This window comes from Terrirubrum flagellatum (genome assembly GCF_022059845.1).
Classification (GTDB): Bacteria; Pseudomonadota; Alphaproteobacteria; order Rhizobiales; family Beijerinckiaceae; genus Terrirubrum; species Terrirubrum flagellatum.
In genome coordinates this window covers 1,184,019-1,204,526 of sequence record NZ_CP091851.1, presented here as the reverse complement: position 1 = coordinate 1,204,526, position 20,508 = coordinate 1,184,019, and the positions used below count along the sequence as shown (strand labels likewise).

The following is a 20,508-nucleotide window of genomic DNA, read 5'->3' as shown; positions in this document are numbered from 1 at the left end:
CGCCTGCCGCCTTTCGCCGGCGGGCGGGCGCCGCTCCCTCTTTGATCGCGGCCTCGTCCGCCGCCGGCGCTGCGCCCTTTCATGTGAAGCTCCTCACGAGCTGAAGGCCGGCGACAAGCCCGAGGATCGAGAGCACGACAGAGCCGAGGACATAGCCGAGCGCCGACGCCGACGCGCCGCGCTCCCACAGCAGCACGGCGTCGAGCGAGAAGGCGGAGAAGGTGGTGTAGCCGCCCAGCACGCCGGTCATGATGAAGAGCCGCGCGCTCTGGCTCCAGATCGCGTCCGTCCTGAAGGTCAACCAGCCCGCGATCAGACCCATGACGACCGATCCCGTGACATTGATGATCAGGGTCCACCAGGGGAAGTCGGAGCCGAGAAGGCGTGCGACCCCGACATTGATGAGATGGCGCAGCACGCCGCCGAGGCCGGCGCCGACAAAGACGAGGGGGATCGCAGTCATGCGGCCGTCATAGCGACCCCATGCGACGGCGTCACCGTGCCCGGAGGCGGCCATCACGACGAAGCGCGCCGCTCCCGTCTCAGCTTCGCCCAGTAATCCAGCCGCTTCCTGATCTCGCGCTCGAAGCCGCGCTCGGGCGGATCGTAGAATTGCTGCCGGCCGAGCGCCTCGGGGAAGTAATCCTGGCCGGAGAAGGCGTCCGGCGCGTCATGGTCATAGGCGTAGTCCGCTCCATAGCCCTCGGTCTTCATCAGCTTGGTCGGCGCATTCAGGATGGTCTTCGGCGGCATCAGCGAACCGCCTTCCCGCGCCGTCTGCCGCGCGGCGTTCCAGGCGGCATAGGCCGCGTTCGATTTCGGCGCCGTCGCCAGATAGATCACGGCGTTGGCGAGCGCGAGTTCGCCCTCGGGCGAGCCGAGGAAGTCGTAGGCTTCCTTCGCTGACGTCGTGATGACAAGCGCCTGGGGATCGGCGAGCCCGATATCCTCGACCGCCATCCTGACCATGCGGCGCGCGACATAGAGCGGGTCTTCGCCGGCGTCGATCATGCGGCAGAAATAATAGAGCGCGGCGTCGGGATCGGAGCCGCGCACCGATTTATGCAGCGCCGAAATCAGATTGTAATGGCCGTCGCGGTCCTTGTCGTAGATCGGGGCGCGCCGCTGCAGGATGTCGCCGAGACGATCGGCGGTGAAGATTTCGCCGTCGCGCGCCGCGCGCCAGGCTTCCTCCGCCAAGGTGAGGGCCGCGCGGCCGTCGCCGTCGGCCATGCGCGCCAGCGCCGCGCGCGCATTCTCGTCGATCGGCAGCTTCCTGTCTTCGATCGCCTCGGCGCGCGAAAGCAGAGCTTCGATCCCCTCTTCGTCGAGCGCCTTGAACACCATGACGCGGGCGCGGGAGAGCAGCGCCGCATTGAGCGCGAAGGACGGGTTTTCCGTCGTCGCGCCAACAAGCGTGATCGTGCCGTCCTCCATCACGGGCAGGAAACTGTCCTGCTGCGCCCGGTTGAAGCGATGAATCTCGTCAACGAACAGCAGCGTCCCCTGCCCGGCCATGCGGCGGGCGCGGGCGGCGTCGAACGTCTTCTTGAGGTCGGCGACGCCGGAGAAGATCGCCGAAATCTGCTCAAAGTGAAGCTTGGTCTCGCCGGCGAGCAGGCGCGCCACGGTCGTCTTGCCCGTGCCGGGCGGTCCCCAGAAGATCAGCGAGCCGAGCGAGCCGGATTCAATCAGCCGCGTCAGCGCGCCATCGGGACCGGTGAGATGCGACTGGCCGACCACTTCGCCAAGCTTCGCCGGCCGCAGCCGGTCGGCCAGCGGCCTCGGCGCGTCCTTCTCCAGTCCGGCGGCGGCGAACAGATTGCTCATGGGTCCAATGTGGTCCTCAAGCCGATCGGGTTCAATCGAGCAAGAGCGGCGCTATTCGCCCCGCGACCTCGCGGCCCTCCTTCTCCCCTTGCGGGAGAAGGTGTCGCTGCGCTTCGCGCAGCGACGGATGAGGGGGAAACTCGATGAGTGGCGCTCCCCCCTCACCCGTCGCCTTCGGCGACACCCTCTCCCGCGGGGGGAGAGGGAGGCCATCTTCCTCCATTCAGCTTGTCATTCCGGGGCGCTCCGAAGGAGCGAGCCCGGAACCCAGAGATCGCGCAGCGAAACCATCTTCTGGGTTCCGGGCTCCTCGCTGCGCTCGGCCCCGGAATGACAGCCGAGAGATAGATGCAGATTCATCAGATAGTCACGAGATATCAGGCCCGCGCCAGCCTTTCGATGAACTGTCCAATCACCCGCTCCATGGCGCGGCGCGGCGTTTCGCCGGGAAGGCCCCAATCGGAAAAATGTCCATCGATCAGCATGCGCGCGAGGCCGTAGCCCAAGGCCCGCATCTCCAGCCGGATGCGAACGATGATTTCAGGACCATGAGGCCTCCCCGCCTCAACAAGCAGATCGCCGATCGCCTGATCGAGCAACGCCCGCACGCCGTCATTGCGCCCCCGGAGAACGGGAGACTGGTCATAGTCGATCAGCCGGCGATCCGAGATCGTCTCGAACTGGGCAGGGTTGGCGAGCGCCCAATCGAGATAGGCGAAGGAGATCGCGCGCAGGGCGTCCGCGGGCGTCTTGCCGCGCGACGCGGCGACCGCCGCCTCGATATCGCAAGCGAGCTTCTCCGTCGCCTCCTCCGCCACCGCGGTCAGCAGCACGCGGCGCGACGCGAAATGCCGGAATGGCGCGCCAGCCGACACGCCGGCGCGCTTCGCCGCCGCGCGCACCGAAAGCGCCGGGAGCCCCTCCTCCCGGATGATCGCGAGCGTCGCCGCCACCATCGCGGCGCGCAGATCGCCATGATGATAGGCGCGCCGGCGCGACGCGCGCTTCGCGCCTGATTTCGCCTTTGCGGCTGCGGATGTCTCACGCCTGCTCACGCCAAGGTGAATGTAATCAGCGAATACATTCTCGACAATGCAGCGCTTCGATATGTAATCATTGATTACATCAGGAGTTTCGCAATGCGCTTCTTTGAAGGACCACGCCTCTGGATCGTTATTGCTCTGGCGCTCCTCCCCGCCGCAGGCGGTGTGCTCGCCATCAATGGAACGAACGAAGCTGCGATCCGCGCAGTGATCCGCCTGACGGCGCGGACATCGCTCCTTCTGTTCCTGCTCGCCTTCACCGCGAGCGCTGTTGCGAAGCTCTGGCCATCCGCCCTGTCGCGTTGGCAGCGACGCAATCGCCGCCCATTCGGCCTCGCTTTCGCCTTCTCACATTTTATTCACGCCATCGTGATCGCATGGCTTGCGCGCATGGGCCCGACTCAGGCGGCGGACGCGCTGACGCCGGCGATGCTGATTTTCGGCGGCTTCGGTTATCTCTGCATCATCGCCATGGCGGCGACGTCATGGGACGGCGCGATCGCGTTTCTTGGAATTCGGCGCTGGCGCTTGCTGCATCTCATCTGCGGCCATTATCTCTGGCTGCAATTCATGGTCTCGTTCGGCAAACGCATCCCCGACGCGCCGGCCTATATCGGATTTCTCGCTATTCTCTCCGCCGCGATGGCGATCAGGATCGCAGCGATGCGCGTGAATCCGCCTGATATTTCGCCGCAACGCGCATTCTCGCCGAAGAGCTGAAAACGCGCTATGATCTGATCGTCATGATAAGCGCAAGACGATGAGATCGAGATGATGAGATCGACCTTCGCCGCCGCGGCGTTTTTTCTCTCGCTCCTTGTCGGAGGCTGCACGGCCTCCGTGTCGACTTTCTCCAGTTCTTTTTCAGCGCCTGGCGACGATCCTCGCTGCGGCGCTTCGGTGCGCGGTCGCGCGACCACGAGTGAAGTGACAATTGCGCCCGGCGGCGGCGCGAGAACGACTGACGAAAAATCGGATCTCTGTCTGCCGCGCTGACGTCGCGGCCATGCTGTGCGCTCTCGCACGCGCCGGAGCAAGACGCGGCGCATAGCCTCATCGTTCCGTGAAATGCAGAGGCAGCGAAGATGGCGTCGCTTGCATTCATTTTCGCTGCATCAAAACCGGCGACAAAGCCGATCAGCCGCACGTCTTGCGACAATAACACAGGGATAACACGGAAATTCGATCGCGTCTTTGTGATTTTTAGAGCATGGCGCGAAAAAGTGGGAGCCGGTTTTTCCGAGACGAACGCGAGCGTTCGCTCTGCAAAAGCCATGCTCCAAGTTTTTGGAATCGATCACGTTCCCGCACTTTGATTGTTTCAATCAAAATGCGGCGTGATCTAAGCGCGCGCTCGAAATCGAAGCGATGCGCTGAACTGATCTGACGATATTTCGGAGAAGCAAAGATGTCCTACAGTGTTTTTGCGACAACGCCCGCGACGAACAGCGATCACAAGAACGACGCGACGGGCGCGTTCATTCCCGGCGCCCAGAAATTCGCTACGGCGTATGGCGGCTCATATCGCAACTTCAACAATGTCGGCTCAGGCGCCAAAGACAATTTTCTTCAGACCATCAAGGACGGCCCGGGATCGCTCGATATGTTCGCCTATTTCGGGCATGGCTGGAACAACCCGCCGCAACTCGGAAGCGCGCACATTTTCACCGAGGCGGATATGGACCAGTTCGCGGCCGTGCTTCGCGAGAAACTCAAGCCGGACGGCATCATCGTTCTCTATGCCTGCTCCGCTGGATCGCCCAATTCGTTCACCACCATGCTGCAGGAAAAAGTCGGCAGCGCGAGTTGGGTCTATGGGCACTATTCGGTCGGCCACTCCTTCGCCAATCCTGATGTCAGCGAGGTGCAGCAGACCCGCAGCCCGCGTTACCGCAAGCTCTTCACCGGCGAACTGAGAGCCGCGTGGAGCGAGTCGCTGCACTACAGCGATATGTGGCTGCGCTTTCCGATCATGTGGGACATGTATATCGAGCGCGAGCTCAATGCGATCCGCCTGCTCGGAAGCTGGAGCGTTCCCGGCTCGGGAACCTACGTCTTCACATGGTCGAAGACCAACGGGACCTATGATTCGCTTGAGTCGATAAACCAGAATCCGTCGGGAATCGTGAAGGATCAGGCGGGCCGCAAACAGGGCCAATGGACGATCGACGACCAGATCCGGATCACATGGGATTCGGGCGAAAGCGAAATCTGGATCATGCCTGTGAAACCAAGCGCGCAGCCGATCCTGGGCGGCGCGGGTTTCGCGGTCAGGAAGTCGCACACGCTGCCCGGCAGAGGGCAGACATAACTCTCAACGCTATTAGCATGACGCGCGGACATCACACGCTCGCGCGTCGGCGGCGAAAGAAGACGTGGATGGCCGGGCCTTCGCCGCGCCGTAGCGGCTTCGGCCGCGCAGGCGGGACAAGTCCGGCCATGACGTCGCGTGGGATCATTGCGAAACGGGAACCGCCCTAACCGCCAAACACGCTCGTGAACACCTGTCCGCCGCGATTGACGGTGATGCGCCAGAAACGCTCGCGGCCAAGCTTGTCGAGATCGCGCGAATTCTCGATCTTCTGGTTGTTCACGGCGAGGATGATGTCGCCTTTCTGAAAGCCGATCTGGCCGGCGGTTGTGCCCGGATCAATTTCAGTGACGACGACGCCGGTCGACGACACATCCATCGACATTTCCTCGGCGACGGCGGGAGACAGATTGGCGACGGTGGCGCCTGAGAACGGCGTCGGCCCGCCAAGTTTGCGCGCGTCGCGCGCCGGAGTCTCCGGCGCGGCCGCCGTCTTCACGGGAACGATCAGCTCCTTGCCCGCGCGGCGCACCTTGAGCGACACGGTCGCGCCGATCGATTTTGTCGCGAAGCGGAATCCGAAGGCGTCAGGCGAGTCGATCGGCTGCCCGTCGACCGCGAGAATGAGATCGCTGCGCTTCAGTCCGGCGTCGGCGGCCGGGCCGGGCTCGAACACGCGCGACACGAGCGCGCCGCTCGCGCGATCAAGCCCCATCGCTTCGGCGACATCGTTCGACACCTGCTGCAGCGACGCGCCGAACCAGGGACGACGCACCGACTTGCCGCCGGTCTTGGCGGATTCAACGACGACCTTCACCATCGCAGCGGGAATGGCGAAACCGATGCCCATGGAGCCGCCGCTGCGCGAATAGATCGCAGTGTTGATGCCGATGAGCCGGCCCGCCATGTCGACCAGCGCGCCGCCGGAATTGCCGGGATTGATGGCGGCGTCGGTCTGGATGAAGAACTGATAGTCGCTGACGCCGATCTGCGTGCGCGCCAGCGCCGAGACGATGCCCTGCGTCACCGTCTGACCGACGCCGAACGGATTGCCGATCGCGAGCACGAGATCGCCGACCTGCAAAGCATCGGAATCGCCGATCTCGATCGGCGAAAGATGTTCCGCGCCCTTGAGCTTGAGCACCGCGAGATCGGTGCGCGGATCGCGCAGCACGATCGTCGCTTCATATTCGCGCTTGTCGGGCAGCGACACCTTCACCTCGGTCATGTTCTCGATGACGTGGTGATTGGTGACGACGAGCCCGCTGGCGTCGACCACAACGCCGGAGCCGAGCGACTGCTGCACGCGCTCGCGCGGCATGCCGCCATCGCCGCCGAAGAAACGCTTAAACAATTCATCGTTGGCGAAGGGATTCTGCGGCAGTTGCTGGCGCGATGTGCCGTAGACATTCACGACCGAATTCGATGTGCGCTGCGCGACCGGCGCGAAGGACAGCGTGATCTGCTGCCGGCTCTCGGGGACCGCACGCGGCTGCTGCGCCTCAACCGCGCCACCCGCTCCGACGAGGAGCGCGCCCGTCATCACGATCACTCGAACAATGCGCATGTCAGACAGGCTCCCCGTCCATCGTCTCAAATCAGCGCCCGCTCGCGGCGGACTGTGAATCGCCGCGCTGGCGCGGTCAACGCGCGCCGGCTTTCTCCAGCAGAGCGACGACTGCGCTCTGGCCGCGGCGGCGCGCATGCGCAAGCGGCGTAACGCCCTCGCGATCGCCAAGCGAAACATCAGCGCCATGGGCGACGAGCAGGCGCGCGATCTCCGTGTGCGCCACTCCGCCGTCGCCGAGGATCACCGCCTCAAGCAACGCGGTCCAGCCGAGATCGTTCACATGATCGACATCGATTTTCGAAGCTTCGAGCAGCAGCCGCACCGCTTTGACATGACCGCGATGAGCGGCGGGGATGAGCGCATTGCCGCCATAGCGATTGCGCTTGCCGTAATCGATCTTGCCGCCTTCGAGCATCCGCTTCAGCGCGGCGACGCGCCCTTCCGCGCCGGCCAGCAGCCAGGGCGTATCGCGATTGGCCGCTTGCGCATTGATGTCGGCCCCGGCGTCGATCAGCGCGATGGCGGCGGCGTCATGGCCGCGCTCGATCGCGATCAACAGCGCCGTCTGTCCGCGCGCGTCAGCGTCGTCGATCGAAGCGCGCCCGCCAGAGATTTCGAGCACTTTTGCGAGCGCACGGATATCGCTGCGCGCAGCGGCGTCACGAAGATCGCGGCCGTTAGAGGCGAAAGCGTCGTTCGACACGGCGATGATCGCTCCTATGATTGAAAGCAGGAGGCGCCGGTTCACGCATTCTCGTTTGCCCGTTGCGCAGCTCGACGTTCCCGGCCGCATTCCACATCTCCCGTCATGGCCGGGCTTGGCCCGGCCATCCACGTCTTGATGATTGAAAGACCATCGTGGATGCCCGGGCCAAGCCCGGGCATGACAACCTGAAAGAGCACGCGCAATCATTGCGAAGGCTCAAAACGCAAATGGCCGCGCATGCGGCGCGGCCACTGCAATTCCATCGCGACAATCCGCTTATGCGGCGTCTGCTTCGACGATTTCCGTCTTCATCGTCGGGCCGGAATCCAGCCCGCGCGCATCAACGTCGCGATCGACGAACTCGATCACCGCCATCGGCGCGGAATCGCCGAAACGGAAGCCCGCCTTCAGCACGCGGGTGTAGCCGCCATTGCGGTCCTTGTAGCGCGGGCCGATGACGTCGAAGAGCTTCTTGACGATCGTCTCGTCCTTGATCTGCGCGATCGCCTGACGGCGGGCGTGCTGGCCGCCGCGCTTGCCGAGCGTGATCAGCTTCTCGACGATCGGGCGAAGATCCTTCGCCTTGGGAAGCGTGGTGACGATCTGCTCATGCTTGATGAGCGCGACCGCCATGTTGGCGAACATCGCCTTGCGATGCTCGGGGGTTCGGCTGAAACGCCGATGGGCGAAACCGTGACGCATGGCTGTCTCCTTTATGCGGCCGCCGTGCCAAGGAACGGCCGTCGGTTATGGTCGGACGGCCTGAGGCCACCCGCCTTCACAAAATTCAGTAATGCTCCTCGAAACGCTTCGCGAGCATCTCGATGTCTTCCGGCGGCCAGCCCTGCACTTCCATGCCGAGATAGAGGCCCATGGTGGCGAGCACTTCCTTGATCTCGTTGAGCGACTTGCGGCCGAAGTTCGGCGTGCGCAGCATCTCGGCTTCCGTCTTCTGGATGAGGTCGCCGATATAGACGATGTTGTCGTTCTTCAGGCAGTTCGCCGAACGCACGGAAAGCTCGAGTTCGTCGACCTTCTTGAGCAGCGCGGGGTTGAACGGCAGCTCCGGCGCCGACGACACCGCCTCTTCCTTCCGCGGCTCGTCGAAATTGACGAAGATCGCGAGCTGGTCCTGCAGGATGCGCGCGGCGTAGGCGACCGCGTCGTCAGGCGAGATCGAACCGTTGGTCTCGACGGTCAGCGTCAGCTTGTCATAGTCGAGCACCTGGCCGGAGCGCGTGTTCTCGACGCGATAGGAGACCTTCTTGACCGGCGAATAAAGCGCATCGACCGGGATGAGGCCGATCGGCGCGTCTTCCGAACGGTTGCGGTCCGCCGGCACATAGCCCTTGCCGACATTGACGGTGAATTCGATGCGGATCTCGGCGCCCTCGTCCAGCGTGCAGAGCACGAGCTCGGGGTTGAGGATCTGGATGTCGCCCGTCGTCTGGATGTCGCCGGCCTTCACCTGGCCGGGGCCGCTCTTCTTCAGCGTCACGCGCTTGGCGCCTTCGCCCTGCATCTTGATGGCGATGGCCTTCACGTTCAGCACGAGATCGGTGACGTCCTCGCGCACGCCCGGGATCGAGGAGAACTCGTGCAGCACGCCGTCGATATGGATGGAGGTCACCGCCGCGCCCTGCAGCGACGACAACAGCACGCGCCGCAACGAATTGCCGAGCGTCATGCCGAAGCCGCGCTCCAGCGGCTCGGCGACCATCGTCGCCATCCGCTTCGGATCGTCGCCCGGCGTGACCTGCAGCTTCGTCGGCTTGATAAGATCGAGCCAGTTCTTGTTGATCACGTCGTCATCCCCGTGTTCGAGGTGAAATGCCAAAGGCGGCCTTCGCAGGCCGCCGAAATTCAGATGGATCGCGTCAGACGCGGCGGCGCTTGCGCGGCCGGCAGCCATTGTGCGGAATCGGCGTCACGTCGCGGATCGACGTCACCGTAAAGCCCGCGGCCTGAAAGGCGCGAAGGGCGGACTCGCGGCCGGAGCCGGGACCGGTCACCTCGACCTCAAGCGTGCGCATGCCATGCTCGGCGGCCTTCTTCGCCGCGTCTTCCGCCGCGACCTGCGCTGCATACGGGGTCGATTTGCGCGAGCCCTTGAAGCCCATCGTGCCCGACGACGACCAGGCGATCGTGTTGCCCTGCGCGTCGGTGATCGTGATCATGGTGTTGTTGAACGAGGCGTTCACATGCGCGACGCCCGAAACGATATTCTTGCGTTCGCGACGGCGGACGCGGCCAGTGGCTTCCTTTGCCATGTAATTCTTTCTTTCCTTCAAGCGCGCCCGTAACGCCAGGCGCTGGGGAGTTGTGAAACCAATTCAGAAGGCGACTTAGGTCGCCTTCTTCTTGCCGGCGATGGCGACCGCCTTGCCCTTGCGGGTGCGGGCGTTGGTGTGCGTGCGCTGGCCGCGGACCGGCAGGCCCTTGCGGTGACGGAGGCCGCGATAGCAGCCGAGGTCCATCAGACGCTTGACGTTCTGCGACACCTCGCGGCGCAGGTCGCCTTCGACCTGATAGTCGCGATCGATGACTTCGCGGATCTGCAGCACTTCCTGGTCGGAGAGCTGGTTCACCCGCTTCTCCAGCGGGATGCTGACCTTCTGCATGATCTCGCCCGCGAACTTCGGGCCGATGCCGTGGATATACTGGAGCGCGATGACGACGCGCTTCTGCGTCGGGATGTTGACGCCTGCGATACGAGCCACTTTGGTCGTCTCCATGTCGGCCGCCCCATCAGGAGCGACGCTGGGTTAACCCGCGTCCGGTGGAGGCCGGCCCTTGCGGGTGTCTTCAACGCAACGCCCACCGCGCCTTCGAATCGAAGGTCGATGGGTGCAGAAGATGAAAACTGATGGCGGGCTGTTAGCGACTCAGGACCGGCCCGTCAACGGCTTTTCAACATCTGTGTGACGCCCGCGCGCCTGTGGCCGGATCGCGGCCGTGAGTGCGTTATCACACTCACCACGAGCCCCTGTTCCGCCGGCGACAGGCCGCCGCAACGACGTCTCCTAGGGTCTCCTCGCCGCCCGATGCTTCAGGGCGGCTACCGAGGAGGCAAACCATGACTATCTTTCGCGCCAATCCCGATCGTGACTTCGCGACGATCGTGAACTTCGACCGCAACATCTTTCTGAAATACCATTTTCGAGGTCGGGGTGAATCCCTGTCCAGCATTTCGATGAGCTATTACAAGACGTTCAACTACTGGCCGATGATCTGGTTCGACAACTACAGCGACGCGCTCAAGAATCCCAACGTCGTCCCGTCCAATTATCCACTGCTGATCCGCCGGCCGGACCGCATCACCGAGATCGATCGGAATCTCTGCTACGCGCTGTTTGACAGTTGGCGCCTTTATCCCTCCGCGCTTCAGGCCGCGCTCTCCGACGCGCTTGCAAAGATCAAGGTGCGCAAGCGAGCGACATCCCCCGACGACGCCCTGCCCGCATGGGCGCACTGGGAGATCGAACAGGCGCTGCAAAACGGCGGCTAATGATCGGCGATCCCGCCGCAGTGACATGCGCAGGTCGCGCAGGCATGGTAGCAGCCGCTACCGCAACCTGCTGAAAGGAATCACGCATGTCGCTGCCGGCAGGGCATCCTCGCCTGTCGAAGCGGCCCTACGGCATGGACGAGCTCTTTGCCGACGGGCTGATCCACGCCTTCGCGCTGCTTGCCGCCGTGGTGGGCCTCGCAGTGTTGCTGCTGCTGGTCATCATGCGCCGGACCGGCGCCGAAGCTTCGGCGGTGGCGATCTACGGCGTCGCCCTGATCGCCATGTTCGGCTTTTCCGCCGCCTACAATCTGATCCCGCCCTCGCCGCTCAAATGGCTCCTGAGGCGCTTTGATCACTCGTCGATTTACCTTCTGATCGCAGGCACTTACACGCCGCTCCTGACTCAATTTCACGACCAGTTCTGGGCCTGGACGCTGGCCCTGGTCGTCTGGACCGGGGCGATCGCCGGGATCGTCCTGAAGGTCGCCATGCCGGGCAAGTTCGACCGGCTCTCGATCGCCATCTATCTCGTGCTCGGCTGGGCCGCGATCGTGGCCGTGAAGCCGATGCTGACCTCGCTTCCGCTGCCGACCACCATCCTGCTCGCCATCGGCGGACTGCTCTATTCCGTCGGCGTCCTCTTCTATCTCTGGCACAAGCTCAAATATCAGAACGCGATCTGGCACAGCTTCGTCGCCGGCGCCGCAGGCTGCCACTACGCCGCGATCGCCTATTGCATGACTGGAGCGAACTGAATCATCGCGCGAGCCGGCATCGGCAAATCGCTGATCGGACTCACGCTTCCGCTGATGTCGCCTTGCGAACCCGGCCTCTCGCTGAGAATGCCAGCGCCGCAAGGATCAGGCAGCCGGCGACGATGAACGTCGTCCTCATGCCGGCGGCGGCCGCTTCCGGGCGCGCTGCAGCGACATCTGCGGCGGCCGAGGCCCAGGCGAACACCGCGCCCATCGCGGACGCGCCAGTGATGAGCCCGAGATTGCGGGACAGGTTGAGCAGGCCGGAAATGACGCCCCTCTGGTCAGGAGCGACATCCGCCATGACGGTGGTGTTATTGGCCGCCTGAAACAGTTGATAGCCAGGCGCCAGCGCCGCGATCGCCATGACATAACCGGCGACGCCGAACAGCGATGGCGTCACGGCGAGACCAAAGGAGCCGACCGCCATCAGGGCGAGCCCGGCGACGGCGATCAGGGATGCGCCGGCGCGATCGACGATGCGGCCGGCCAGCACGCCGCTCAAGGCGGAGACGATGGGGCCCGTAGACAGCACGAGACCGACCTGCGCATCGCTGAGTCCAAGCGCGCGCGAGAGATAAAATGGTCCGACCACCAGCGTCGCCGAAACGACCGTCGCGACGACCGCGCTCGTGGCCAGGCCCGCGCTCAGCGCGGCGTCGCGGAACGCCGCCAGCCGGATCAGGGGCGACGACGCCCTCGCCTGCTGAAGGACGAAGAGGACGGCTCCGGAAGCCGCCGCCAGCAGCAGGCCGAGATTGAGCGCCCCGAACGGACCGCGGCCGACCGTCGTCGCCAGCGCATAGGCCGCAAGCGTCAGAGCCAGCAGCAGCGTGCCGAGGAAGTCGAAGCTCCGATGATCGGCCTTCGCCTCCTGGCGATCCCGCGGCAGCCGGCGCGCGAGCAGATAGGCCGCCGCGCCCAGAGGCGCATTGATGAGGAAGATCGAGGGCCAACCGAACCAGCCGATCAGGACGCCGCCGAGCGAAGGGCCAAGCGCGGTGCCGATTGCGGACATCGTTCCGAGCAGCCCCATGGCGCTGCCGGTCCTGTCCTTCGAAACGGCCTCTCCGACCAAGGCCATGGCGAGCGCCATCATGACGGCCGCGCCAAAGCCCTGCGCCGCGCGGGCGACGATCAGCAGCCCGAGCGTCGGCGCGACGGCGCAGGCGAGCGATGCTCCGGTGAAGAGGAGGATTCCGGCCAGCAGCAGCCTGCGCCGGCCAACGATGTCACCCAGCTTCCCGACGCTGACGATCAACGTGGTGATGGCGAGGAGATAGGACAGAACGACCCATTGAACCTGCTGAAACGAGGCCGCGAACGACTGTGCCAGAGTTGGCAAGGCGACATTGGCGATGCTGGCGCCAAGCGAGGACAGCAGAATGGGAAGGCACAGGCTGGCGAGCGCCCATCCGGGGGAAGGATTTTCTGGCGCAGCTTCAACGGCCGCTTCGCCTGCAACGACAATGGCTGATTTCGACATCGATGACTGTCCCGCGACCCCCTCAGGGAGCCGACGGGTAGCTAATGCTCGCCCAAAGCTGGCGGAACGCGCATCATTCGCACTTTATCCGTGCGCCTGACGCCATATGTCAGATTGATCGTGCTAAGAGACCCATATGCCCGGACCCGACCTCAACCTGCTTGGCGCTCTCGACGTGTTGCTGGCGGAAGGCAGCGTGGCGCGCGCAGCGAAACGTCTGCGGCTGAGCCCCTCCGCCATGAGCCGGACATTGTCGCGGCTGCGCGAGACGACGGGCGATCCGCTGCTTGTGCGGGCCGGGCGCGGCCTTGTTCCCACGCCTCGCGCCGTCGAGCTCCGTGAGCGCGTCGGCCAGATCGTGCAGGACGGCGAAGCGGTGTTGCGGCCGGTCGAGGAGCTCGATCTCGGCCGGCTCGTCAGAACCTTCACGCTGCGGACGAGCGACGGCTTCGTCGAGAATTTCGGACCCGACCTCATCGCGCGCATCGGCCGGGAAGCGCCCGGCGTCAGGCTCCACTTCGTGCAGAAGCCGGACAAGGACAGCGCGCCGTTGCGCGATGGAACGGTCGATTTGGAGACTGGCGTGGTGAGCGAGACGACGAGCCCGGAGCTGCGCGTGCAGGCGCTTTATCGGGACCACTTCATCGGCGTCGTGCGCGCGGGGCATCCGCTGAGCGAAGGCGAAATCACTCCGTCGCGTTATGCGGCGTGCCGACATGTCGCCGTGTCGCGTGGGCGCGCTCGCAAGGCGTCGATCGACGAAGCGCTCGAGCCGCTCGGACTGGAGCGCGATATCGTGACGACCGTCGGCGGCTTTGCGATGGCGCTCGCGCTGGCCCGCGATTCCGATCTCGTCGCCAGCGTGCCGGCGCGGCACACGAAAAAACTCCGCGTCGGCATGCACAGCTTTCCCCTGCCCGTTCCGACGCCGGAAATCACGATCTCACTGCTCTGGCATCCGCGCCTCGACGCCGATCCCGCGCATCGCTGGCTGCGTGGATGCGTCCGCGATGCATGCGCGGAATAGATCGCAGCCGACACTGAAACCCTTCAACCGCTAAGCGATCAGAGTTCGGGAAAAGCGGGGTAGAAAGTGATGATATGCGCGCTGTGAGGTCGCCCGCTCATGCGAACCAGCGCGAGCGAAAATGAATTATGCGCCGGCATGATCCCGGCGCCGGCGCCGTATCTCACGCGAAACGATCTCGGAATCGCGATACGTTGGAAATTCCGCTCCGCGCCATCAGGCTGGCGATCGAATCCATCGATGAAAGGATCGGCGGCGAGCGCGATCAGCGTGTCGCACAACGCCTGCGCGCAATCATTGAGATCAATAAACGCCGCGAAAAACAGCGCCTCGCCGCGCGTAACCACGGTCTCGGTGCGGCGATAGAGATTCTCGCGCGTGATATTCACATGGCGCTCGAGCGTATGCCCCGGCCCAGGCTCGCGCCCTTCCGAAGCCCGAATGACTGATTTGGCGCCGTCAATTGTCAAGGTGAAAGCCATCTACGGGTCCTCTGTGCTCGCGCGATCGTCTCGCGTCGCTGGCAACACTCTCCCCCCGTGTCGAGGTCAGGATGTCGTTGAGCGGCGGCTTGTGAGGTGCGTCGCCACACAGCCTCGACCGGTTGGCGGAGCCTAGCGTTTCTCAACTCTGGCGCTGAGAGGGGCCGGCGCTTCCACTGAAAGATGGAAGACCATGTACCCCAAGCACTATCTCGACCGCTACACCTATCTGAAATTCTTCAGTCCTCTGAACAATCAGCAGATCGAAGCTCCCATCTCCGGCTATGGCTCGGGGTGGGGCGCTCGCTGGCAAACCAATCGCGGCAATGGCTATGAGCCCGGCCGCGGCGCCGAATGCCAGCGTGAATATGCGTTGCTCCGCGACGCCGTGCGCATCGCCCATCATGGCAATGCGCATACGCCATGCGGCCCGCGTTTTAGATTCGATCAGACTCCGCTCGGGCTGATTCCGTCGTATGAGGAATTCTATCCCGAGACGTTCATTCACGCGCTGCTGGGAAAAGGCAGTCCCGATGAAATCATCGACACGCTACGCATCGCCATGGCCGTCGGCCGCATCGGATCGGAGCGCGACATGAACAAAATGCTGCCGGCGCGCGCGACGGCGGCGAAATACGCCAACGATCTCATGACGCTCGACTGCAACGGACTCGTCGGCAACTTCTATGGCGGCGATCCCTCAGCCTCGATCGACGCCTACGCCACGCCCGGTCGTGCACGGAAATCTCTGGCGGAAGTTCGCGCGTTTGATTGCATCGTTACGCACTGCCCCTCGATTCATTTCGAGCACATCGCGCTGGTCGGAGACGTCAAGCCCGCAGGCGGCGCCAAGGTGACGATCGATGTGGTCGAATGGGGATGGTTCGGCGGCGAGAGCACGCATTACCGACCCCAGACCGTGGAGATCGTCCAGGGGCCGTTGAAGCAATATGGCGTTGGATGGAAGATCATCTCTCCCCATGACAACACGACTCCGTCCTTCCGCTATATTTTCGCGCCGCCGCCGCCACAGGAGTCGCACGGCTGGTCGTAAAGCCGAAGCGCCGCCCGCGCTCCTATACGGACGCGGGCGGTTGGCGGGCGCGGCGCTTGCGCCCCTCTGAGCGAGACGCAGCCTTACCATGTGAAGACTGTAGGCCTTGGTCACGTTCTCGCCGCACTCACGCGTCCTTCTCGCTTTGTGCGATGCACAAGGCTCTTTTAGGGAAAGTCGCGATGGTTCTTCACGAACGCTCGCCTGCGGCGCATCAGCGCTGAACTGAACCACGCAACGGCTCGCGCGCCAGCGCGATGCTTTACGACATGAGCGGAGCAACCGCCTCATCGACAGAATGTCGATCCGCTCCCTTCCTAAACCCATGACAGTCGGCGACCCATGATCGGCTTTCGCTCTGATGCCAAATTGTCTCGTCGAACGCTGCTGGCCAGCACGGCAGGTTTCGCGGGCGCGGCGTTCACGCCAGCCTGGATGCCGGCCGGCACGTCTCCTCCCGCGAGCGCGCGCGTCAACGCGCTTCTCGAACGCATGACGGTGGAAGAGAAAATCGGTCAGCTTACGCTCTATTCCGACATGATCCGGCCGTCGCCGCTCATGATCAATCCTGACATCGATGTCACGAAAAGCGAGGCGGAGCAGGCGCGTTTCCAGCTTGCCGAAATTCGCGCCGGCCGCGTTGGCGGATTGCTGTCAGGCGTCGGCGCGAGAGAAGGCCGGCAGTTGCAGAAGGTCGCGCTTGAATCGCGGCTTAAAATTCCGCTGATCTTCGGCGCTGATGTGCTGCATGGCTTTCGCACGATCTTTCCGATTCCGCTTGGCCTTGCCGCAAGCTTCGATCCCGCGCTCGCCGAACGAACTGCGCGGGTCGCTGCTATCGAGATGACGTCTGTCGGCGTTCACTGGACCTACGCGCCGATGGTCGATGTGGCGCGCGATCAGCGCTGGGGGCGCGTAGCCGAAGGTTCGGGCGAAGACGTCTATCTCACATCGCAATTCGCCGCAGCTTACGTGCGCGGCTTTCAAGGCCCTGATCTCTCCGCGCCTGACGCGGCGCTCGCGACACCGAAACATTTCGCGGGATACGGCGCCGTGCTCGGCGGAATGGATTACAATGCCGTCGAGATTTCCGAGCGCGAATTGCGCGAGACGTTCCTGCCGCCTTTCAAGGCCGCGTTCGACGCCGGCGCGCTGACGACCATGAGCGCCTTCACGGAAATCGATGGCGTGCCCGCGACAAGCAATCATCGTCTGCTGACGAGCATTCTGCGCCGCGAATGGGGCTTCAAAGGCTTCGTCGTTTCCGATGCGTTTTCCGCCGAAGAACTCGTGCGGCATGGCGTCGCCGCCGACGAGGCCGACGCCGCGCGTCAGGCGCTGCTCGCCGGGCTCGACATCAATCTCGGCCGTGGCCTGTATCGACGAGAGCTGCCGGCGATGGTCGCAACCGACAAGGCGCTTATGGCGGCGCTCGATGATGCGGCTCGACGCGTGCTGCGCGTGAAGGAGGCGATCGGTCTCTTCGATGATCCCTATCGTTCGCTTGATCCCGATCGCGAGGCGCGCGACGTGCGCAACCCCGAGCATCTCGCGCTGGCGCGCGAGGCGGCGCGCAAATCGATCGTGCTGTTGAAGAATGAGGGCGGCTTGCTGCCCCTGCCGAAATCGGGAAAGCGCATCGCTCTGATCGGCCCGCTCGCTGACGACTTCGCAAATCTCGATGGGCCCTGGTCGCTGTGGGCGCGCGCCGGAGAGAGCGTCACGCTCGCGGCTGGGCTGCGCGCGGCGCTCGAAGATCCTGCGTTACTGGCGGTCGCAAAAGGCTCGGAGATCGACACAGAGATCAAGGGCGGCGTCGACGAGGCGATGGCTGCCGCGCGCGCCGCCGATGTCGTCGTGCTCGCGCTCGGCGAGGCGCAGGCGATGTCTGGCGAGGACGCGTCGCGCGCCGAGATCGTCGTGCCACAGGCTCAGCAGCGGCTTGCACGAGCGATCGCGGCCTTGGGCAAACCAATGATTGTCGTTCTCAGCACGGGTCGCGCCCTTGCGCTTTCCGGCGCGATCCGCAACGCCGATGCGATCCTCGTCGGCTGGTTCCTTGGATCGGAGGGCGGCCGCGCGCTCGCCGACATCGTCTTCGGCGACGAGAGTCCATCGGGTCGTCTGCCCGTGAGCTTTCCCCAAACGTCAGGCCAGCAGCCTTACTTTTACAATCACAAGACGACCGGGCGTTTCCCCGAGTCCGGACAGGACGCCGCCTTCACCACGCGCTATCGCGACGTCGCCAATCGTCCGCTCTATCCCTTCGGATTCGGGCTGACCTATTCGAATGTCCGCTACAGCGCGACGCGCGCGAGTAAACCTCAATTCAAATGGGATGACGCGATCACGATCTCTGCACGCATCGAGAACACGGGCGACCGCGCCGTTGAAGAGGTCGCGCAGCTCTATATCCGTGATCGCGCGGCGAGCGTGACGCGCCCCATCCGCCAGCTCAAGCGTTTTCGCAGGATCGCACTGAAGCCGGGAGAATCCGTCGACGTCGCGTTCACGCTCGATCAGCGCGATCTCGCTTTCGTCAGTCCGCACCTGAAATGGATTGTCGAGCCCAGCGACTTCTTTGTATGGATCGCGCCGTCCGCGCTGGCGGGAGAGCCCGCGACATTCACATTGCTCGCGCCGGAAAAAGCCGCGGCGGGCGATTCCTGAATTTTAGAGGAGAGCGATCGACTTGAACCAGGCCGATCGCCACATGAAAGAATTTCTGGAAAGCCGCCGCGCGCCTCAGGCGTATGCGGCGAGAATGCCGTCGATCGCGGCCGCGACCTCACCGATCGGCTTCATGCCGTCGATCTTCGTCAGCTTGCCCTTGCGATCGTAGTAGGGGCCGACGATCGCCGTATCCCGGTTGTAGGCTTCAAGACGGGTCTTGAAGACCTCGGGATCATCGTCGCGGCGCACCGGCTGTCCCGCCGCTTTCGCTTCATTGGCGCGTTTCATGATGCGTTCGACGAGCTTGCCCTGATCGACGACCAGCTCGATCACGGAGTCGAGCTTGAGGCCCTTGCCGTCGAGCATGGCCTCGAGCGCGTCGGCTTGGGCGACCGTACGCGGAAAACCGTCGAGGATGAAACCCTTGCGGGCGTCCGCCTGCTCGAGTCGGTCGGCGATGATGCCGACGACGATGTCGTCCGACACCAGCGCGCCGGAATCCATCACTTCCTTGGCTTTCTTGCCGATCGGCGTGCCGGCCGCGACGGCCGCGCGCAGCATATCGCCGGTGGAGAGCTGCGGAATGCCGTGCTTTTCGACGAGCCTTGTCGCCTGGGTCCCCTTCCCCGCCCCCGGCGGTCCCAGAAGGATCAGTCTCATCGCCGCTTGCCCCCTTTGAGCTTGGCCTTCTTGACGAGGCCTTCATACTGGTGCGCCAGCAAATGGCCGTGGACCTGGCTCACCGTGTCCATCGTCACGCTGACCACGATCAGCAGCGACGTGCCGCCGAAATAGAACGGCAGCGCGAAGTAGGAAATCAGCACTTCGGGTATGAGGCAAATGATGGCGAGATAGCCGGCGCCGATGACCGTGATGCGGGTCAGCACATGGTCGATATATTCCGCCGTGCGCTCGCCCGGCCGGATGCCCGGGATGAAGCCGCCATGCTTCTTCAGATTGTCCGCCGTCTCGACCGGGTTGAACACGATCGCCGTATAGAAGAAGGCGAAGAACACGATCAGCGCCACATACAGCAGCATGTAGAGCGGCCGGCCGTGGGCGAGATAGGCGGTCAGCGTCGACAGGATGCCGCTGCCGCCGCTCTGCTGCGAGAACTGCGCGATCGTCGTCGGCAGGAGCAGCAGGGACGAGGCGAAGATCGGCGGGATGACGCCTGATGTGTTGAGCTTGAGCGGCAGGAAGGATGTCTGCCCCTCATACATGCGGTTGCCGACCTGGCGCTTGGGATAGTTGATCAGGAGCCGGCGCTGGGCGCGCTCCATGAACACGATGAAGGCGATCACGGCGACCGCCATGACCAGCACGCCGAGGATGACGCCGGTGCCGATCGCGCCCTGGCGGCCAAGCTCCAACGTGCCGGCGAGCGCCTGCGGCAGCTCGGCGACGATGCCGGCGAAGATGATCAGCGAGGAGCCGTTGCCGATGCCGCGGCTGGTGATCTGCTCGCCCAGCCACATCAGGAACATGGTGCCGCCGACCAGCGTCAGCACGGTCGAGATGATGAAGAACGGTCCGGGATCGAGCACCACATTGCCGGAGCCCTGCAGGCCCACCGCGATGCCATAGGCCTGGAACAGCGCCAGCACGACGGTGAGGTAGCGCGTGTACTGGTTGATGACCTTGCGGCCAGCCTCGCCTTCCTTTTTCAGCGTCTCCAGCGACGGCACGACGCTCGTCAGAAGCTGGATGATGATCGACGCCGAAATGTACGGCATGATGTTGAGCGCGAAGATCGCGAGCCGGCCGACCGCGCCGCCGGAGAACATGTTGAAGAGGCCGAGCACGCCGGCCTGCGCCTGCTTGAAGATATCGGCGACGGCGTCTGGATTGATGCCCGGCAGCGGAATGTAGGTGCCCAGACGGTAGATGACGAGCGCAGCCAGGGTGAACCAGATGCGCTTCTTCAGTTCCTCGGCCTTGGCGAGCGCGCCAAAATTCAGATTGGCGGCAAGCTGTTCGGCTGCTGAGGCCATGATCTCCTCCGGCCTGGCTGAGTAGCCCGGCTAACTAGTCCGGATCAAACAACAGAAGGCCGGGCT

20 protein-coding genes are annotated in these 20,508 nt (G+C 64.0%); 7 read left to right on the top strand and 13 right to left on the bottom strand.

The window, feature by feature from the left end:
- Positions 1–79: 79 nt before the first annotated feature.
- The 3 genes from crcB to L8F45_RS05895 all read right to left on the bottom strand — a co-directional run bounded on the left by crcB (position 80) and on the right by L8F45_RS05895 (position 2,885).
- The gene (crcB, locus tag L8F45_RS05905) at positions 80–463 is read right to left on the bottom strand and encodes a fluoride efflux transporter CrcB (RefSeq protein ID WP_342361958.1); all 384 of its coding nucleotides are present in this window, start codon (positions 461–463) and stop codon (positions 80–82) included.
- A gap of 53 nt (positions 464–516) precedes the next feature.
- The gene (locus tag L8F45_RS05900; RefSeq protein WP_342361957.1) at positions 517–1,830 is read right to left on the bottom strand and encodes a replication-associated recombination protein A; all 1,314 of its coding nucleotides are present in this window, start codon (positions 1,828–1,830) and stop codon (positions 517–519) included.
- Positions 1,831–2,207: 377 nt separating this feature from the next.
- Positions 2,208–2,885 carry a TetR/AcrR family transcriptional regulator gene (locus tag L8F45_RS05895; RefSeq protein ID WP_342361956.1) on the bottom strand — a complete coding sequence of 226 codons (678 nt, stop codon included), beginning with the start codon at positions 2,883–2,885 and terminating at the stop codon, positions 2,208–2,210.
- 84 nt (positions 2,886–2,969) lie between these two features.
- Between L8F45_RS05895 and L8F45_RS05890 the strand changes: the two genes are divergently transcribed.
- Positions 2,970–3,593 (top strand): hypothetical protein, encoded by a 624-nt coding sequence (locus L8F45_RS05890; protein ID WP_342361955.1) that lies wholly within the window; start codon positions 2,970–2,972, stop codon positions 3,591–3,593.
- Between the two features lie 688 nt (positions 3,594–4,281).
- Positions 4,282–5,184, top strand: a complete 903-nt coding sequence (locus L8F45_RS05885; protein WP_342361954.1) for a hypothetical protein — start codon at positions 4,282–4,284, stop codon at positions 5,182–5,184.
- Between the two features lie 166 nt (positions 5,185–5,350).
- Here L8F45_RS05885 and L8F45_RS05880 read toward each other — a convergent pair whose 3' ends face one another.
- From L8F45_RS05880 to rpsM, 6 genes are all read right to left on the bottom strand, one after another.
- Positions 5,351–6,751, bottom strand: a complete 1,401-nt coding sequence (locus tag L8F45_RS05880; RefSeq protein ID WP_425329985.1) for a DegQ family serine endoprotease — start codon at positions 6,749–6,751, stop codon at positions 5,351–5,353.
- 76 nt (positions 6,752–6,827) lie between these two features.
- Positions 6,828–7,502 (bottom strand): ankyrin repeat domain-containing protein, encoded by a 675-nt coding sequence (locus tag L8F45_RS05875; RefSeq protein WP_342361953.1) that lies wholly within the window; start codon positions 7,500–7,502, stop codon positions 6,828–6,830.
- 234 nt (positions 7,503–7,736) lie between these two features.
- Positions 7,737–8,162, bottom strand: a complete 426-nt coding sequence (gene rplQ, locus L8F45_RS05870) for a 50S ribosomal protein L17 (RefSeq protein ID WP_342361952.1) — start codon at positions 8,160–8,162, stop codon at positions 7,737–7,739.
- Positions 8,163–8,247: 85 nt separating this feature from the next.
- Positions 8,248–9,264, bottom strand: a complete 1,017-nt coding sequence (locus L8F45_RS05865) for a DNA-directed RNA polymerase subunit alpha (protein ID WP_342361951.1) — start codon at positions 9,262–9,264, stop codon at positions 8,248–8,250.
- Between the two features lie 73 nt (positions 9,265–9,337).
- Positions 9,338–9,730 (bottom strand): 30S ribosomal protein S11, encoded by a 393-nt coding sequence (gene rpsK / locus L8F45_RS05860; protein WP_342361950.1) that lies wholly within the window; start codon positions 9,728–9,730, stop codon positions 9,338–9,340.
- Between the two features lie 75 nt (positions 9,731–9,805).
- Positions 9,806–10,180 (bottom strand): 30S ribosomal protein S13, encoded by a 375-nt coding sequence (gene rpsM / locus L8F45_RS05855; RefSeq protein WP_342363372.1) that lies wholly within the window; start codon positions 10,178–10,180, stop codon positions 9,806–9,808.
- A 356-nt stretch (positions 10,181–10,536) separates the two neighbouring features.
- On the opposite strand from rpsM, the gene L8F45_RS05850 reads away from it, so the two are divergent.
- Together L8F45_RS05850 and trhA are read left to right on the top strand one after the other, a co-directional pair.
- Complete coding sequence (locus L8F45_RS05850; protein WP_342361949.1) at positions 10,537–10,968, top strand: hypothetical protein; 432 nt, start codon at positions 10,537–10,539, stop codon at positions 10,966–10,968.
- 86 nt (positions 10,969–11,054) lie between these two features.
- Entirely contained in the window at positions 11,055–11,726 is a 672-nt protein-coding gene (gene trhA, locus L8F45_RS05845) for a PAQR family membrane homeostasis protein TrhA (protein ID WP_342361948.1), read from the top strand.
- Between the two features lie 40 nt (positions 11,727–11,766).
- Here the strand turns inward: trhA and L8F45_RS05840 are convergent, their stop codons facing one another.
- On the bottom strand, positions 11,767–13,212 hold the full coding sequence (locus L8F45_RS05840; RefSeq protein WP_342361947.1) for an MFS transporter: 1,446 nt from the start codon (positions 13,210–13,212) through the stop codon (positions 11,767–11,769).
- Between the two features lie 136 nt (positions 13,213–13,348).
- Here L8F45_RS05840 and L8F45_RS05835 point away from each other — a divergent pair, with 136 nt between their 5' ends.
- Positions 13,349–14,239 (top strand): LysR family transcriptional regulator, encoded by an 891-nt coding sequence (locus tag L8F45_RS05835; protein ID WP_342361946.1) that lies wholly within the window; start codon positions 13,349–13,351, stop codon positions 14,237–14,239.
- A 38-nt stretch (positions 14,240–14,277) separates the two neighbouring features.
- On the opposite strand, the gene L8F45_RS05830 is transcribed toward L8F45_RS05835, so the two are convergent.
- Positions 14,278–14,721, bottom strand: a complete 444-nt coding sequence (locus L8F45_RS05830) for a hypothetical protein (RefSeq protein ID WP_342361945.1) — start codon at positions 14,719–14,721, stop codon at positions 14,278–14,280.
- A gap of 193 nt (positions 14,722–14,914) precedes the next feature.
- Here L8F45_RS05830 and L8F45_RS05825 point away from each other — a divergent pair, with 193 nt between their 5' ends.
- Together L8F45_RS05825 and L8F45_RS05820 are read left to right on the top strand one after the other, a co-directional pair.
- Positions 14,915–15,775 carry a hypothetical protein gene (locus L8F45_RS05825; RefSeq protein ID WP_342361944.1) on the top strand — a complete coding sequence of 287 codons (861 nt, stop codon included), beginning with the start codon at positions 14,915–14,917 and terminating at the stop codon, positions 15,773–15,775.
- 369 nt (positions 15,776–16,144) lie between these two features.
- Positions 16,145–18,445, top strand: coding sequence for a glycoside hydrolase family 3 N-terminal domain-containing protein (locus L8F45_RS05820; protein ID WP_342361943.1), 2,301 nt, complete (start codon positions 16,145–16,147; stop codon positions 18,443–18,445).
- A gap of 75 nt (positions 18,446–18,520) precedes the next feature.
- Here the strand turns inward: L8F45_RS05820 and L8F45_RS05815 are convergent, their stop codons facing one another.
- A complete protein-coding gene (locus L8F45_RS05815) occupies positions 18,521–19,108 on the bottom strand; it encodes an adenylate kinase (RefSeq protein WP_342361942.1) in 588 nt (195 codons plus the stop codon).
- Entirely contained in the window at positions 19,105–20,442 is a 1,338-nt protein-coding gene (gene secY, locus L8F45_RS05810; RefSeq protein ID WP_342361941.1) for a preprotein translocase subunit SecY, read from the bottom strand. Before secY ends, L8F45_RS05815 begins: the two co-directional genes overlap by 4 nt.
- Positions 20,443–20,508 lie beyond the last annotated feature (66 nt).